This is a genomic window from Amycolatopsis mediterranei (assembly GCF_026017845.1).
Classification (GTDB): domain Bacteria; phylum Actinomycetota; class Actinomycetes; order Mycobacteriales; family Pseudonocardiaceae; genus Amycolatopsis; species Amycolatopsis mediterranei.
In genome coordinates, this window is record NZ_CP100416.1 from 3,424,789 (window position 1) to 3,440,544 (window position 15,756).

A 15,756-nucleotide genomic window follows, 5' to 3' on the forward strand; every position below is an offset into this window, starting at 1 on the left:
AAGGAGAACCCATGTTCCAGGAGAACTTCCCGGCGGTGGGCGGCGACACCCTGACCGCGTGCCTGCGCCACTGGGCGGCGACCACGCCCGACGCCCCCGCCCTCACCTTCGCCGACTTCGCCGAGGACCCCGCGGGGCGGCGGCGCACGCTGTCCTGGCGGCAGCTGGCCGAGCGCGTCGGCGCCGCCGCGGGCGCGCTGCCGGTGTCGCCGGGCGACCGGGTCGCCGTGCTCTGCCCGCAGGGCCCGGACTACGTCATCGGGTTCCTCGCCGCGATCACCGCGGGCGCGATCGCGGTGCCCCTGTTCGATCCGGGGCTGCCCGGCCACGCGGGACGGCTCGCCGCGGTCCTCGCCGACTGCGCGCCGTCGGCCGTCGTCACCACGGCCGGCGCCCGGCCGGGCGTGGTGGAGTTCCTCGGCAAGGACACCACCGTCGTCACGGTGGACCGGCCGGAACCGGTGCGAACGTGGCCGGCACCCACCGCGGCCACGGACGACGTCGCGTACCTGCAATACACCTCCGGCTCGACCCGCAGCCCGGCCGGCGTCGTGCTGACCCACGCGAACGTGCTCGCCAACGTCACCCAGGCCGTACGCGGCCTCGGCCTCGACCCAGCCGCGGCCACGACGGTCTCGTGGCTGCCGCTGTTCCACGACATGGGTCTTGTCCTCGGCCTGCTCACCCCCCTGGCGCTGGGCCTGCGCTCGGTGCTGATGGATCCCTTGGCCTTCATCGAGCGTCCGGTCCGCTGGCTCGAGCTGCTCGGCGACCACGCGGGCAGCTGGAGCGCGGCCCCGAACTTCGCCTTCCACTACTGCGCGAGCCGGATCCGCGAGGCCGACCGCGCGCGGCTGCGGCTCGGCCGGGTCGCCGCGATCGTCAACGGCGCCGAGCCGATCAACCCGGACGTCCTCGACCGGTTCCACACCGCCTTCGCCGCCGCCGGGTACCGGCCGGAGCTGACCCGCCCGGCGTACGGGCTGGCCGAAGCAACCGTCTTCGTCACCACCGGCCCCGCCGCGACCCCGCGCGTCACCACGTTCGACCGCGGCGCCCTCGCCACGGGCACCGCGCGGCCGGCCGAGGAGGGCGTCCGGCTCGTCGCGTGCGGTGCCCCGGCCGGGCAGCTCGTCGCCCTCGTCGACCCGGACACCGGGGTCGTGCGGCCCGACGGCTCGGTCGGCGAAATCTGGGTGCACGGGCCCAACGTCGGCGCGGGGTACTGGCGGAAACCCGTCGAGAGCACGGAAACGTTCGGCGCCCGGCTGGCCGGCGACGACCGGCCCTGGCTGCGGACCGGCGACCTCGGCGTCCGCCACGACGGCGAGCTGTACATCGCGGGCCGGATCAAGGACCTGATCATCGTCGACGGGCGCAACCACTACCCGCAGGACGTCGAAGCGACCGCCGCGTCGGCCGACCCGGCGATCCGCCCCGGCAGCGTCGCCTCCTTCGCCATCCCGGGCGCCGACACCGAAGCCGTCGTCGTGGTCGCCGAACACCGCGGCCACCCGGACCTGGCCGGACCCGCCGAGCGCGCGCTGGCCGCCGCGATCCGGCGGCTGATCTCCGACGCGCACGGGCTCGCGCTGCGGGACGTGCTGCTCGTGCCGCCCGGGCGGGTCCCGCGCACGTCCAGCGGCAAGATCGCGCGCGGCGCCTGCCGCGACCGCTACCTCGCCGGCGACTACGGAAAAGCCGGCGACTACGGAAAGGCACTGGCGCGATGAGCGAGCCGACCACCGACACCCTGCGCCGCTGGCTCCTGGACACCGTCGCCGAGCACACTGGCGTCACGGCCGAGCCCGACCGGCCGCTCGGCGACTACGGCCTGTCCTCCCGCCAGGCCGTCGGCATCACCGCCGACCTCGAGGAACGGCTCGGCAGGCGGCTGCCGGCGACGCTGCTGTGGGAAAGCCCGACCATCGACCACCTCGTCCGCAGCCTGACCGGTGCCGAAGAGCCGGACGTCCCGCGCGGCACGGACCGGCGCCGAACCGATCCCATCGCCGTCGTCGGCCTGGGCTGCCGGTTCCCCGGCGCGGACGGGCCCGCCGAGTTCTGGGACCTGCTGCGCGAGGGCCGCGACGTCGTCCGGACCGCGCCGCCGGGCCGCTGGAGCGCCGAGGCCGCCCCGGTGCTCGGCGGATTCCTCGACGACGTCGCCGGGTTCGACGCCGAGCACTTCGGCATCACGCCGCGCGAAGCGGCGACGATGGACCCGCAGCAGCGGATGCTCCTGGAGGTCACCTGGGCGGCGCTGGAGCACGCCGGCCTCGCACCCGCGTCGCTGCGCGGCAGCAGGACCGGCGTGTTCACCGGCATCGCGACCCACGACTACGGGCACCTCACGATGACCGGCGGCGAGCCGGACCTGTGGACGGCCACCGGTGCGGCGGGCAGCATCGCGGCCAACCGGCTGTCGTACGTCTACGACCTGCGCGGGCCGAGCATGGCGGTGGACACCGCGTGCTCGTCGTCGCTGGTCGCCGTGCACCACGCGGTGCGCGCGCTGCGCGACGGCGACGCGGACCTGGCGCTGGCGGCGGGGGTCAACCTCATGCTGCTCCCGGGCCCGACCGCGGCGTTCGCGGCCGCGGGCCTGCTGGCGGGCGACGGCCGCTGCAAGACGTTCTCGGCCGCCGCGGACGGGATCGCGCGCGCCGAGGGCTGCGGCGTCGTGGTGCTCAAGCGCCTCGCCGACGCCGAATACGACGGCGATCGGGTGCTCGCGGTGATCCGGGCCTCGGCGGTCAATTCCGACGGCCGCTCGAACGGCCTGGCCGCGCCGAACCCGCTGGCGCAGCAGGCGATGCTGCGGGAGGCGTACCGGGGAACCAATCCGTCCACTGTGGATTATGTGGAGGCGCACGGAACCGGGACGCTGCTGGGCGACCCGATCGAGGCGCGCGCGCTGGGGGCGGTGCTGGGCGCGGGACGTGCGGCCGGAGCGCCGTTGCTGATCGGCTCGGTGAAGACGAACATCGCCCACGCGGAAGCGGCCGCGGGGATCGCCGGGCTGATCAAGGTGGTGCTCGCGATGCAGCACGGCACCCTGCCCCCGCAGCTGCATTTCGCGGCGCCGAACCCGCACATCGCGTTCGGCTCGCTGGGGTTGCGGGTGGTCACCGAGCCGACGCCGTGGCCCCGGCACACCGGCCGCGCGACGGCCGGGGTGTCGGCGTTCGGGTTCGGCGGGACGAACGCGCACGTGGTGCTGGAAGAGGCCGCGCCACCGGGCCTGGGTCGGGAGAGCGGCCGGCTCGGCAGTGGCGCTTCGGGGCGGGACGGTGCCCAGCCGGCCGGGACCGGCGGCGGCGTCCGGATCGGCCTGCTCTCCGCCCGGACCCGCGACCGTCTCACCGAGCGGGCCGCGCAGCTCGCTGCCTGGCTGGACTCCCCCGCCGGGCGCCGGAGCTCGCTCGCCGACGTCACCCACACCCTCTTCCGGCGCGACAACGCCGGCCCGCACCGTGCTGCCTTCGTCGCCACGGACCACCGGGAACTCGCCGCGCTGCTGCGGGGCGTCGGTGACCGCGCCGACCCCCTGCCCGCCGGTGCCGTGACCGGTGTCGCCGTCGCCGGGGAAGGGCCCGTCTTCGTCTTCTCCGGGCACGGGTCCCAGTGGGCCGGGATGGGCCGTCACCTCCTGGCCGTCGAACCCGCCTTCGCCGCCCAGGTCGACAAGCTCGGCGATGCCTTCACCGAGCACACCGGACGGTCGTTGCGCTCGCTCCTCACCGGCACCGCTCCCCGGACGCTGGCGGAGACGCAGCCGGCGATCTTCGGGACGCAGGTCGCGCTGGCCGCGCGGTGGGAGGCGCTCGGGGTCCGGCCCGCCGCCGTCCTCGGGCACTCGCTCGGGTCCGCGGCCGCGGCCGTCGTGGCCGGGGTGCTGACCGCCGAGGAGGCCGTCCACCTGGTCGTCACCCGCGCCCGGCTGCTGGAAACGGCCGGTCCGGGCGGCGCGATGGCCGCGGTCGAGCTGACACCCGACGAGCTCGCCGAGCACCCCGGTGTCGAGCTCGCGGTCGACTCGGCGCCGGGGCAGGTGACCGTCGCCGGGGACGCCTTGGTGCTCGACCGGCTCGTCGCCGAACTCGAGGCCACCGGGCGGAGCGCGCGGCGGCTGCCCGTCGGGGTCGCCGGGCATTCGGTCGGGGTCGAGCCCGTCCTCGGCGCCTTGCGAGACGCCCTCGCCGAGCTGGGCGGCCGGCGGCCGCTGGTGCCCTGGTACGACACGGTGCTGACCGACCCGCGCGAGCTCCCGGACTTCGACGCCGGTTACTGGGCCGCGCACCTGCGCCGCCCGGTCCGGTTCCGCCAGGCGGTCACCGCGGCGGCCGCGGACGGCCACCGCGTGTTCGTCGAGGTGTCCCCCCACCCGATCCTGCGCGGTTCGCTGACCCGCACCCTCGAAGCGGCCGGGATCACGGACGCGGTGGTGACCGGCACCCTCCGCCGCGGCCAGGACGAGGCCCGCGCCTTCGCGGCGGCCGCGGGCACGCTGTACTGCGCGGGCACCCGCATCACGACGACCACCCCGGACGACGGCGCCCGGCTCACGGACGTGCCGCCGATGCCATGGCGCCACGAGCGGCACTGGTACACCGACACCGGCGGCGTCGGGATCCGCCCGGCCGAAGCGGCGGCGCTCCCGGCCGAACCCGAAACAGCGGCGCCGGATCGCACGGCCGCGCCCGCCGCCGGTGAGCGGCTTGCCCGCATCGTCGCCGCGATCATGGGCTTGTCCCCCGATCGGCTGGATCCCGATGTCCCGCTCGTCGAACTCGGGCTCGACTCGCTCATGGCGAACCGGATCCGCGAAACCGTCCGGCGGGAACTCGGCGCCGCGCCCGATGCCGCCGCCGTCCTCCGGGGTGCCACCCTCGCCGACCTCAACCGCGATCTCGCTCCCCGCGGCGACGAACCCGCGGCCCGGGGCCGGGCCTGGGACGCCGCCGACCGCCTCGTCCTCCGGCTCTGGCGGCAGCACACCGGCACCGAGGCCGCCGGCCTGCACGTCCGCCTCACCGGCACCTCGCAACCGCGGCAGCTGGCCCAGCTGCTCGCCGACGACCTCACCACCGAACTCGACACCCCCGTCGACCCGGCCGACCTCCTGCGCCACGACTCCCTCGCCGCAGTCGCCGACGTCGCACGGGCTCTCCTCGACACACGCGAGGCACGCGGGCCCGTGCACCTGCTCGAACCCGGCGACGCCGGCACCTCACCCCTGCTGCTGTTCCACCCCGGCGGCAGCACCTGCACCGTCTACCGCCCGCTGCTCGACCGCCTGCCCGCCGGCGTGCCCTGCGTCGGCTTCGAACGGGTGCCCGGCGCCGCCATCGAGGACCGCGTCGAACGACTCCTGCCGCTCGTCCGGGCCCGCGTGCCGCACGGGCCCTACCGCCTCGCCGGCTGGTCGTTCGGCGGCGCCCTCGCCTACGGCGTCGCCACCCGGCTCGCCGACGAGGGCGAGCCGGTCGAGCTCGTCGCCCTCATCGACACCATGCTGCCGCTGCCGGAACCGGACCTCGACCCGCGCGCGTCGTCGGCCCGGCGGTTCCTGCGCTTCACCGGCTACGTCGAAGGCACCTACGGCCGGACCGTCCGCCTCGGCCACGACGAACTCGCGCCGCTGCCCGAAGAAGAACAAATCGAGCTCACCATGCGGCGGGTCGCCGAAGCCGGGTTGCTCAGCCCCGGCGTCCTGCGGCACCAGCACCAGTCCTTTTCGGACACGCTGGCCGCCGAACGCGGGACGCCGCGGCCCTACGACGGCCGCGTGGTGCTGTACCGGGCCACCGAACCGTATGCCGCCGGGCTCGCGATGGAACCGCGCTACTCCCGCACGGACCTCGCCGCCGGCTGGGCCGCGCTGTGCCCGCGGCTCGAAATCGTCCCGGTGGCCGCGCACCACCTCTCGGTCGTCGATCCGCCCCACGTCGACGTCATCGCGCGGCACCTCGCGGACCAGCTGTGGCCGTGACCCGCACCGGGCCGCTGCTGGCCGTGCTCGGCGCCGGCCTCTTCCTGGTCGCGGTGGACGCGACCGTGCTGCACGTCGCCCTGCCCGACCTCGTCCGGCAGCTGCGGCCCGGTGCGGCCGCGCAGGTGTGGATCGTGGCGAGCTACCCGCTCGCCGCGGCGCCGCTGCTCCTGCCCTTCGGCACGCTCGGCGACCGCTTCGGACGGCGACGCGTGCTCGTCACCGGGTACGCGGTGTTCGGGGTGGCCTCGCTCGGCTGCGCGCTCGCCCCCGGCGTCCCCGCGCTGCTCGCCGCCCGCGCGGCGCTGGGCGTGGGTGGCGCGCTGATCATGCCGGTGACGATGGCTCTGCTGCGGGAGCTGTTCCCGGACCGGCGACGGCGACGGACGGCCATCGCGGTGTGCAGCGGCATCGCCGGGACCGGCTCGGTGTTCGGGCCGGTCCTCGGCGGGCTGCTCGTCCAGACTTGGGGCTGGCGGGCGACGTTCCTGGTCAACCCGCCGGTCATCCTCGCCGCGGTCGCGACGACGCTGCGGTGGCTGCCGAGGAGCCCGCCCGGACGTGAGCCGTGGGACGCGCTCAGCGCCGTGCTCGCGGCCGGCGGGGTGCTCGGGATCGCGGCCGCCGTCGGGCCGTCCGGTGGCGGCTTCGCGGCGGGGGCCGCCGGGTGCGTCCTGCTCGCGCTCTTCGTGCGCCGCCAGCGGCGGGCCGAAACACCCCTGCTGGACCTGGCCCTGTTCCGGCGGCCGGGGGTGCCGTCCGCGGCCGCCGGGGTCCTGCTGGTGATGAGCACCCTCGTCGGGCTCGGCCTGCTGCTCGCCCAGTACCTCCAGGTGGTGCTCGGCCTTTCGCCGACCGCCGCGGCCGCCCGGCTGCTGCTCGTGCTCGGCGCGTCCGCGGCCGGCAGCGTGGTGGCTCCGGCGCTGCTGGAGCGGTTCGGCCACACCCACGTCCGCACGGCGGGGTTCGCACTGGCGGCGGCGTCACTCGGCATCCCGGCGGCGGGCGGCCTGGCGTCGCCGTGGTGGCTGGGCGGCGCACTGGCCGGTTCGGGCTTCGGCATGGCGCTCGCGCTGACGTCGAGCACGGACACGCTGCTGTCGGCCGCCCCAGCCGACCGAGCGGGCGGCGCGGCCGCGGTCGAGAAGACGGGCTACGAGCTGGGGGCCGGCCTGGGCACGACGGCGTTCGGCTCGCTGGCGGCGACCGTCTACGCGGCCCACCTGGTGGTACCGCCCGGCGTGCCCGAGGCGGCGGCACGGCTGGCATCGGCCGGACCGGCACAGGCCGAAGCCGCGGCCCACGGCTTCGCGGCGGCCACCGAGCTGCTCACGGCCGCCCGGTCGGCTTGCACGGCGAGCGTCCAGGTGGCGGCGGCCGTCGTTTGCGGGCTTTTCGCCGTCGTGGCTTTGTTTTCGATACTACGAAGAGCCGCCGTATAGGTCGTTATACGAGCAGGAGTGCCGGCTAACCCGCGTCCGGCGGCTCCGCAGCGTACGCACGGAGGATCTCCGTGGTGTCGCCGAGGAACCGCGCCACCACCTCCGCCTGCCCCGGTGCCAAGCCGTCGGTCAACCGGGTGATGGCGTCGACGAGCGGAGCGAGCGCGGCCCGGACCTCGACGCGGGCCGCCTCGCTGACGACCAGCGTCACCCGCCGCCCGTCGCGCGGGTGCGGGTCGCGGCGGACGTGCCCGGCGGCCTCCAGGCGGTCGACGAGCACCGTGGCCGAGGCGGACCGGATCTTGAGCGCGTGCGCGAGGTCGACCGTGCCCATCGGCGTGCCGGCCGCTAGGTGCTGCAGCGCCTGCACGTCGGTCGCGCCGAGGCCGAGGCGCCGGGCCAGCGCGATCTGGACGTCGTGAGCGAGGGCGAGGAGCTCCCGCAGAGCGAGGTTCACCCGGAGCGCGACCGGACTGTCTTCCACGCGCCCATTCTAGGTTAGCTAGACAATCTAGCTAGTTTTGCTACCGTGGAGCGCGTGGACGTCCGAGCGATGAACGCCGAAATGACCGCGAAGCTGATCGATGCCCCCGCCGAGCCGCCACCGGAGGGCGGGTACGCCCTGCGCGTCGTGGAGACGCGCGGACGCCGCACCGGCGAGCCGCGTCGGGTGCCGCTGGCCGTGGTCGCGCGCGACGGCGGCCAGTACCTCGTCTCCCCGGTCCGCGACCGCGACTGGGTGGAAAACCTCCTGGCCACGCCGGAGTGCGCGCTGCTCTCCGATGGCCGTCGCGAGGAGTGCCGGGCCGACCCGGCCGGCGGCGGAGAGGCGGCCGGGGTGGTCGCCGCCTACCTGGCCGCGATGTCGGTGCCGTGGGCGATCCGGGCGTTCCCGGTCCCCCAGGACGCCACCCCCGCGCAGATCCTCGAGCACCTGCCGGGCATGGCGGTGTTCCGCCTGTCCACAGTGGACACGCGGTGAGCGTCGCGATCGCGGGCGGCGGCCCGGGCGGGCTGCTGCTCGGCTACCTGCTCGCCCGCGCTCGCATCGAGGTCACCGTGCTCGAGTCGCGGTCCGATTTCGACCGCGACTTCCGCGGCGACTCGCTGCACCCGTACACCCTCGAACTGCTCGACCGGCTGGGCCTGGCCGAGGACCTGCTCGAACTCGACCACTTCAAGGCCCGCTCGTTCCGCTTCCACACCCCGGCCGGCGTCTACCGCGCCGCCGACTACGACCGCCTCCGCAGCCCGTACGGCTACGTCGCCCTGATGCCGCAGGTGCGGTTCCTCGATTTCCTCGCCGAGCGGGCAAGCGCCCTGCCGTCGTTCACGCTGCGGACCAACGCCAAGGTCACCGGCCTGCTCGAAGCGGGCGACGGCACGGTGACCGGCGTGCGCCACCGCGGCGGCGAACTCGCCGCGTCCGTCGTCGTCGGCGCCGACGGCCGGTTCTCCACCGTGCGTCGGCCGGCCGGGCCGGCAGCCCGGTCGCTCGGCGCGACCACCGACCTGCTGTGGTTCCGGCTGCCCCGCTCCCCCGGCGACCCGCCGGACGCCGACCTCGACCTCTACTTCGGGCGCGACGCCTACGTCGGCGTCCTCGGCGGCGTCCGCGACTGGCAGGTCGGCTACAGCATCGAGAAGGGCGCGTATCCGGCGTTGCGCGAGCGCGGGGTGGAACCGATCCGCGCGTTCGTGCGCGAGCGCGTGCCGTGGCTGGCCGACCGGGCCCACCTGCTCGCGGACTTCTCGCAGACCACCCTCCTGTCGGTCGACATCTCGCGCGTGGACCGGTGGCACCGGCCGGGTCTGCTGCTGCTCGGCGACGCGGCGCACGTCATCTCCCCGGTCGGCGGCAACGGCATCCTGATGGCGATCCAGGACGCCGTCGCCGCGGCGAACCGGCTGGTCCCCGCCTTCCGCCGCGGCGGGGTCACCGCCGCGGACCTGGCGGGGGTGCAGGCCGACCGGATCCGCGCGATCGAGCGGGTGCAGGCCGACCAGGTGCGGGTCGAACGGCGGGCGGCCGCCGCCCGGGCCCGCGGCCGTGGCACCGCACCCCCGAAGCTGCTGAAGTACCTGTTCGCCGTGCCGGCGGTGCGCACCTGGGGCGCCCGCGGCAACGCCTACGGGCCGTTCCCGCCTCAGCTCGACGAATCCCTCTTGTCGTCGTAGGAGGTCCAGCCGCCCTGGCCTTCGGCCGCCTCGACGTCGGCGTCGGCGGTCGCCGCGTGCGTCATCGCGGCCACCGTGCGTTCGAGGCCCTGCTGGACCTCGTCCCCGTCGGCTTCCCGGACGCTGTGCAGCGTGACGATGATTTCCGAAGACGCCGGGCCGTCGTCGCGGATGCGCAGCTCACCGTGGTAGTCGTCCGGACCCTCCGCGCCCCACTTCAGCGACCGGGTCGCCGGATCGGTGTGCAGCCACGCCTCGCTCGCGACGCGGTTGCCGTGCACCTCGGCCTCGACGTGGACGCTGTCCCCGCCCGTCGGCTCGGCGACCTTCATCTCCGGGAAGTACCGCGGCAGGTTCTCGGGGTGGCTCAGGAACGCGAACAGCTCGTCCGCGGGGATGTCGGCGGTCGCGCTGTGGCGGTACTCGGTCATCGTCTCACTCCTCGTCGGCGGCCCGAATCGTGCCCGGATACCCGTGAAGTGGTGCTTTAAAAGGGTTCGGGCGGGGAACCCCGAAGGCATGACGGCCACTGAACCCGAGGCCCGGGCGCCCCGGCGGGGTCCCGCCCCCGTGCAGGGCATGGGCATGCTGATCGGCCTGCTGTTCCTCGTCCTCGCCGCGCTGGAGCTGATGGCCGGGGTGCCGGCCGGCGGCGGCCCGCGCGTGCTGTTCGGGGTGCTCGCCGTCTCCGGGGTGTGGACGCTGGTGCACCTGCTGACCGGCGCGACCGCGGTGTTCTGCACCCGCTCCTCGCGCTGGGCCGCCCGGTTCCTCCTGGTCGCCGGCGCCTGCTACGCGGTGGTGGGGCTCGCCGGGCTGCTCCCGCTGCCGCACGCGATCACCGACGCGCTGCCGATGAACACCGCGAGCGTCTGCTTCGACCTGGCGCTCGGCACGGCGATGCTCATCCTGGGAGCGGGCTGGCTCCGGCGCGGGCCGGCACGGCGGCGCTGACCGGGCCGGTTCGCTCCGGGAACCGCACCAGCACCGCCGTCAGCAGCACCGTGAGTCCGAAAAGGACATAGCCGTTGCCGGTGAGCTGCTGGAGGAAGTTCCACTGCCGCTCCACCTCTCCGCCGTGCGGCCACCACCACTGTGGTCCCGCGACGAAGAGCACCGCGCCCGCCCCGGCCAGGACCGCGAACCCCCGTCGCCGCGTGCGGCGGGCGAGTTCCGCCCAGCCGAGCAGGACGACCGCGGCCCAGACCCAGTGGTGGGTCCAGGAGATGGGCGAGACCAGCAGCCCGCCGATCGCGTTGAGGCCGAGCGCGACGGTCGTCTCCCGCGCGGCCAGCGCGCGCCGCACGCCCAGCGCCGTCAGCACGAGCACCACCGCCACCAGCGGCAGCCACCACGCCGTCCGCGCCTGCGGCGGCACCCCGGCCCTGGCCAGCAGCCCGAGCAGCGACTGGTCACCGGCGTAGGTCGGCTCGCCGACGCGGCCGGTGTCCCACAGCGCGCCCGTCCAGTACCGCACCGAGTCCGCGCCGGCGAGCAGGAAGCCCAGCGCCGTCGCGGCCACGAACGTCACGATGGCGGTCACCGCGGCCCGGCGGTCGCGGCGGAGCAGGAAGTACAGCAGGAACACCGCCGGGGTCAGCTTCACCGCGGCGGCGATGCCGATCAGCAGGCCACGCGGCCACCGCGGGGTGTCCACCAGGACGTCCAGCACGACCAGGGCGAGCAGCAGCAGGTCGATCTGCCCGGCGTAAAGCGTGCGCAGCACCGGCTCCAGCACCTCGGCGGCCAGCAGCAGCGCCGCCACCCGCGGCCAGTCACACCTGGCGCCGAGCGCGCGCAGCACCGTCACCAAGACCACCGCCAGCACGCCGAGCGTGAGCAGGGTGAGCGCGAGGCAGGCGGCCCAGTACGGCAGGAGCGCCAGCGGGGCCAGCACGATCGCCGCGAACGGCGGGTAGGTGAAGAGCAGGAACTGGCCGTCGCCGGTCGGCGGGAGCGTGCCGTACAGCGCCTGGCCGTGCAGCAGCGCCGCCGAGCCGAGCCGGTAGACGTCGAGGTCGACCCGGTAGGCCGGGAACCGCCACCGGCCGCCGTTGTACGACACGAGTACCGCCGCCAGCACCAGCAGCTGCGCCCCGAGCAGCACGTACTTGTTCCCCAGCCTCGCCCGCACCCCTGCGCCCCCTCCGGTCACCCTGGCATTCTGTCGGGTCCCGGCCCGGGCACCATCCGGGAAACCCCCGAAACCGACCCCGGGAAAACCGGTTGCCGCCCGTGCCACCCTGAGCGGATGGGGACACCGGAGGGCTTCGCCTACCGCGACGAGGGCGGGACCGTGACGATCACCCACCACGGCCGCCCGGCGGGGACGCTGCGCGGGGCCGCCGCCGCCCGGTTCCTGGCCGCGGTGGCGCGCGGTGACGACCAGCAGCTGCTGATGGCCCGGGTGACCGGCAACTACAAGCACGGCAACGAGCGCCGGGCGCGGGAGCACCCCCGCAACCGGTGACGTCCGGGGCAAGCGCCACGGCCGGATGGGCGGCCGCGCGGGGTCGTCGCCGCTGCCGGGATCTTGAGGCCGGTGGCCGCGGTTCGGCATGCTGGCGGCGTGACCTACGACGTTCAGACGATCCGAGCGCACTTCCCCGCCCTCGACGGCGGCGCCGCCCACTTCGACGGACCGGGCGGCTCGCAGGTCCCCGATGTCGTCGGCGAAGCGGTGGCCGGCACGCTGTGCGCGGCGATCGCCAACCGCGGCGTCGTCACCGCGGCCGAGCGCCGGGCGAGCGCGGTCGTCGCCGAAGCCCGTCAGGCCGTCGCCGACCTGCTCGCCGCCGACCCGGCCGGCGTCGTCTTCGGCCGCAGCATGACGCAGCTGACCTACGACTTCTCCCGGACGCTGGCCCAGAAGTGGGGTCCCGGCGACGAAGTCGTCGTGACCCGCCTCGACCACGACGCCAACATCCGCCCGTGGGTCCAGGCCGCGGCGGCGGCCGGCGCCACCGTGCGCTGGGCGGATTTCGACCCGGCCACGGGCGAACTCGCCCCGATCGGCGGCCTGCTGTCGGAGCGGACGCGGCTGGTGGCGGTGACGGCCGCGTCCAACCTGCTGGGCACCCGCCCGGACCTGCCGGCCATCGCGGCGGAGGTGCACGACGCGGGCGCGCTGCTCTACGTCGACGGAGTCCACCTGACCCCGCACGCGGCGGTCGACGTCACCGCGCTCGGAGCCGATTTCTACGCGTGCTCGCCGTACAAGTTCCTCGGGCCGCACCTCGGCGTGGTCGCTGCGGCGCCGGCCCTGCTCGAGACGCTGCACCCGGACAAGCTGCTGCCGTCGGCCAACGCGGTCCCGGAACGGTTCGAGCTCGGCACGTTGCCGTACGAGCTGCTGGCGGGCACGACCGCGGCGATCGGCTTCCTCGCCGGGCTCGCGCCGGGGACGGGCTCGCGCCGGGCGCGGCTAAGGGCGTCGATGGCGTCGCTGGAGTCGCACGAGAACGCGCTGCTGGCCCGGCTCGACGACGGTCTTGCTGCGTTGCCGGGAGTCACGCGGTACGGCGCGCCGGGGCGGCACCGGACTCCGACGGTGCTGTTCTCGGTGGAGGGAGTCGCTTCGCAGGCGGTGTACGAACACCTCGGGGCGCAGGGGGTGAACGCTCCGGCGGGGAGCTTCTACGCGATCGAGTGTTCGCGGCGTTTGGGGCTGGGCGACACGGGAGCGGTCCGGGCGGGGATCGCCCCGTACACGACGGAGGACGACGTGGATCGGCTGCTGGCCGGGGTGGAGTCGCTGCCGCGCGGGTGAGGCGATCGCCGCGCCGGCCGCTCGCGGCCCCCGCGGCTGCCCCGGCGGCTCGGCGTCCCTGGCCGCTCGGCGGCCCCGGTGGCCCGGCGACTCGGCGGCTCGGCGGCCCCAGCGGCTCGGCGGCCCAGCGGCCCCAGCGGCTCGGCGCCCCCGCGGCCCGGCGACCCCAGCAGCCCGACGCCCCCGTAGCCCGGCGACCCAGCCGCCCGGCGGCCGCCCACGGTGAGGCGGCGGCCGCCGCCGTGGTGGGCGCCCGACCCGCGTGCTCGGCGGGTCGGCACGCCGGCCGTTCCCGGGGTGGTGAGCCGGAATCCGCTCCCGGCTCACCCGCGACCTCACGGCACCGGCGCGAACCCCGCCGGGCGGGCGGTGAACGTGCCGCGGCCCTGCGTGCGGCTCTGCAGCCGGTTCGCGTAGCCGAACAGCTCCGCCACCGGCACCGTGGCCGTCACCACCGCCGAACCCGGCCGGACCGCCGAGCCGGCCACCCGGCCCCGGCGGGCGGCCAGGTCGCCGAGCACGCCGCCGACCACGTCGGGCGGGACGGTCACCGCCACCTCGGCCACCGGCTCGAGCAGGCGCAGGACCGACGAGCGCAACGCCTCGCGCAGCCCGAGCCGGCCCGCCGTGCGGAACGCCAGGTCCGAGGAATCCTTCGGGTGCGTCGCCCCGTCGGTCAGCGTCACCCGCAGGCCGGTCACCGGGTGGCCGCCCAGCGGCCCCTCGGCCAGCGCGTCCCGGCAGCCGGCCTCGACCGCGCGGACGTACTCGCGCGGCACCCGGCCGCCGACGACGGCCGAGGCGAACTCGAAGCCTTCCGGCGCGGGCGAGACGTCCAGCACGACGTGGGCGAACTGGCCCGCCCCGCCGTCCTGCTTGACGTGGCGGTACACCAGCCCCGTCACGCCGCTGACCACCGTCTCGCGGTACGCCACCGAAGGACGGCTTACCGCGACCTCCAGGCCACGGTCGCGGCGCAGTTTCTCCACCGCCACCTCCAGGTGCAGCTCACCCAGCCCGGACAGCACCGTCTGCCCGGTCTCCGGATCGACCCGCACGACCAGCGACGGGTCCTCCTCGGCCAGCCGCGCCAAGGCCGCCGTCAGCCGCTCGCCGTCGCCCGCCCGCCGGGGTTCGACGGCCACCGAGACCACCGGGTCCGCCGTCACCGGCGGTTCCAGCAGTACCGGGTCGCCGGGCGCGCCGAGGGTGGCGCCGACGCGCGCCGCCTTCGGCCCGGCCACCGCGACGATGTCGCCGGCCGTCGCACTGTCCACTTCGGAATGCCGGTCGGCCTGCACGCGCAGGACGCGGGCGATGCGCTCGGTGCGTCCCGCGTCCGTCACCTGGTCTCCCTTCCGCAGCGTTCCCGAATACACCCGCAGGTACGTGAGCCGTCCCGTCGCCGTCGAGATGACCTTGAACACCAGCGCGGCCAGCGGCGCCGCCGGGTCGGCGGGCCGGTCGGGCCGCACCGGCGGGACGTCCGCCGGCGACGGCAGGTACGCGACGACGGCGTCGAGCAGCGGCTCGATCCCGCGGTCGCGGTAGGCCGCCCCGCACAGCACGACGAGCCCGTCGCCGCTGAGGGTCAGCTCCCGCAGCGCCTTCTCCAGCGTCTCCGCCGAGACCGTGCCGGTGGCGCAGAACTCGTCGAGGGCCACCGGGTGCAGCTCGGCGACCGCCTCCTCCAGCGCGCGGCGCCGGCGGCGGCCTTCGGCGACGAGCTCGTCCGGCACGTCTTCGTCGCGCAGGCGCAGCAGGTCGACGACACGGGTGAAGCCGTCCTCGCGCCCGATCGGCAGCTGCACGACCAGCGGCGCCGGGTGCAGCCGCGCCCGGATCGAAGCGACGGCGGCGTCGAGGTCGGCGCCCGCGCGGTCGAGCTTGTTGACGAACGCGATCCGCGGCACGCCGTGCCGGTCGGCCTGCCGCCACACGGCTTCGCTCTGCGGCTCGACCCCGGCGACGGCGTCGAACACGGCGACGGCGCCGTCGAGCACCCGCAGCGACCGCTCGACCTCGGCGGTGAAGTCGGCGTGGCCGGGAGTGTCGATGAGGGTGAGCCGGTGGCCGTTCCACGTGCAGCTGACGGCCGCGGCGAAGATGGTGATGCCGCGGTCGCGTTCCTGCGGGTCGAAGTCGGTGACGGTGGTGCCGTCGTGGACCTCGCCGGTCTTGTGGGTGGCGCCGGTGCGGTGCAGGATCCGTTCGGTGACGGTGGTTTTGCCCGCGTCGACGTGGGCGAGGATGCCCAGGTTGCGGACGGTGGTCAGGGGTCGGTTGCGCACGACACGGTCCTTTGTGGACGAAGTGATCGGGACGGCGCGATTCCCCGCGACGGGGTTCAGGAACGCGTCACGGGGTCCGGT

The 15,756-nt window shown here is 75.5% G+C and carries 12 protein-coding genes; 8 read left to right on the plus strand and 4 right to left on the minus strand.

Annotated elements, in window-relative coordinates; translation table 11 throughout:
• Positions 1-11 precede the first annotated feature (11 nt).
• The 3 genes from ISP_RS16370 to ISP_RS16380 are packed head-to-tail and all read left to right on the plus strand — an operon-like array spanning position 12 to position 7,437.
• Positions 12-1,733 carry a fatty acyl-AMP ligase gene (locus ISP_RS16370; RefSeq protein ID WP_013226325.1) on the plus strand — a complete coding sequence of 574 codons (1,722 nt, stop codon included), beginning with the start codon at positions 12-14 and terminating at the stop codon, positions 1,731-1,733.
• A complete protein-coding gene (locus tag ISP_RS16375; protein WP_013226324.1) occupies positions 1,730-5,995 on the plus strand; it encodes a type I polyketide synthase in 4,266 nt (1,421 codons plus the stop codon). The genes ISP_RS16370 and ISP_RS16375 overlap by 4 nt, the downstream gene beginning before the upstream one ends.
• Complete coding sequence (locus tag ISP_RS16380) at positions 5,986-7,437, plus strand: MFS transporter (RefSeq protein WP_013226323.1); 1,452 nt, start codon at positions 5,986-5,988, stop codon at positions 7,435-7,437. The genes ISP_RS16375 and ISP_RS16380 overlap by 10 nt, the downstream gene beginning before the upstream one ends.
• Positions 7,438-7,462: 25 nt before the next feature.
• On the opposite strand, the gene ISP_RS16385 is transcribed toward ISP_RS16380, so the two are convergent.
• On the minus strand, positions 7,463-7,921 hold the full coding sequence (locus tag ISP_RS16385; protein WP_013226322.1) for a MarR family winged helix-turn-helix transcriptional regulator: 459 nt from the start codon (positions 7,919-7,921) through the stop codon (positions 7,463-7,465).
• A 54-nt stretch (positions 7,922-7,975) separates the two neighbouring features.
• Between ISP_RS16385 and ISP_RS16390 the strand changes: the two genes are divergently transcribed.
• Positions 7,976-8,419, plus strand: a complete 444-nt coding sequence (locus ISP_RS16390) for a nitroreductase family deazaflavin-dependent oxidoreductase (RefSeq protein ID WP_013226321.1) — start codon at positions 7,976-7,978, stop codon at positions 8,417-8,419.
• Positions 8,416-9,615 (plus strand): FAD-dependent oxidoreductase, encoded by a 1,200-nt coding sequence (locus ISP_RS16395; RefSeq protein ID WP_013226320.1) that lies wholly within the window; start codon positions 8,416-8,418, stop codon positions 9,613-9,615. Before ISP_RS16390 ends, ISP_RS16395 begins: the two co-directional genes overlap by 4 nt.
• Here the strand turns inward: ISP_RS16395 and ISP_RS16400 are convergent.
• Positions 9,585-10,046 carry an SRPBCC family protein gene (locus ISP_RS16400; protein WP_013226319.1) on the minus strand — a complete coding sequence of 154 codons (462 nt, stop codon included), beginning with the start codon at positions 10,044-10,046 and terminating at the stop codon, positions 9,585-9,587. The two genes, ISP_RS16395 and ISP_RS16400, sit on opposite strands and share 31 nt — an antisense overlap.
• A gap of 88 nt (positions 10,047-10,134) precedes the next feature.
• Between ISP_RS16400 and ISP_RS16405 the strand changes: the two genes are divergently transcribed.
• Entirely contained in the window at positions 10,135-10,569 is a 435-nt protein-coding gene (locus tag ISP_RS16405; RefSeq protein WP_230468910.1) for a DUF4383 domain-containing protein, read from the plus strand.
• Here the strand turns inward: ISP_RS16405 and ISP_RS16410 are convergent.
• A complete protein-coding gene (locus tag ISP_RS16410; protein ID WP_230468909.1) occupies positions 10,520-11,770 on the minus strand; it encodes a glycosyltransferase 87 family protein in 1,251 nt (416 codons plus the stop codon). The two genes, ISP_RS16405 and ISP_RS16410, sit on opposite strands and share 50 nt — an antisense overlap.
• 96 nt (positions 11,771-11,866) lie before the next feature.
• Here ISP_RS16410 and ISP_RS16415 point away from each other — a divergent pair, with 96 nt between their 5' ends.
• Positions 11,867-12,085, plus strand: a complete 219-nt coding sequence (locus ISP_RS16415) for a hypothetical protein (protein WP_013226316.1) — start codon at positions 11,867-11,869, stop codon at positions 12,083-12,085.
• Positions 12,086-12,184: 99 nt separating this feature from the next.
• Positions 12,185-13,384, plus strand: a complete 1,200-nt coding sequence (locus tag ISP_RS16420) for a cysteine desulfurase-like protein (RefSeq protein WP_013226315.1) — start codon at positions 12,185-12,187, stop codon at positions 13,382-13,384.
• Between the two features lie 335 nt (positions 13,385-13,719).
• Here the strand turns inward: ISP_RS16420 and fusA are convergent, their stop codons facing one another.
• Positions 13,720-15,675, minus strand: a complete 1,956-nt coding sequence (gene fusA, locus ISP_RS16425) for an elongation factor G (protein WP_013226314.1) — start codon at positions 15,673-15,675, stop codon at positions 13,720-13,722.
• Positions 15,676-15,756: the final 81 nt, after the last annotated feature.

Coding starts and splice junctions, on each gene's coding strand:
- ISP_RS16370 (WP_013226325.1), top strand. CDS start 12: ATGTTCCAGGAGAACTTCCCGGCGGTGGGCGGCGACACCCTGACCGCG.
- ISP_RS16375 (WP_013226324.1), top strand. CDS start 1,730: ATGAGCGAGCCGACCACCGACACCCTGCGCCGCTGGCTCCTGGACACC.
- ISP_RS16400 (WP_013226319.1), bottom strand. CDS start 10,046: ATGACCGAGTACCGCCACAGCGCGACCGCCGACATCCCCGCGGACGAG.
- ISP_RS16405 (WP_230468910.1), top strand. CDS start 10,135: ATGACGGCCACTGAACCCGAGGCCCGGGCGCCCCGGCGGGGTCCCGCC.
- ISP_RS16415 (WP_013226316.1), top strand. CDS start 11,867: ATGGGGACACCGGAGGGCTTCGCCTACCGCGACGAGGGCGGGACCGTG.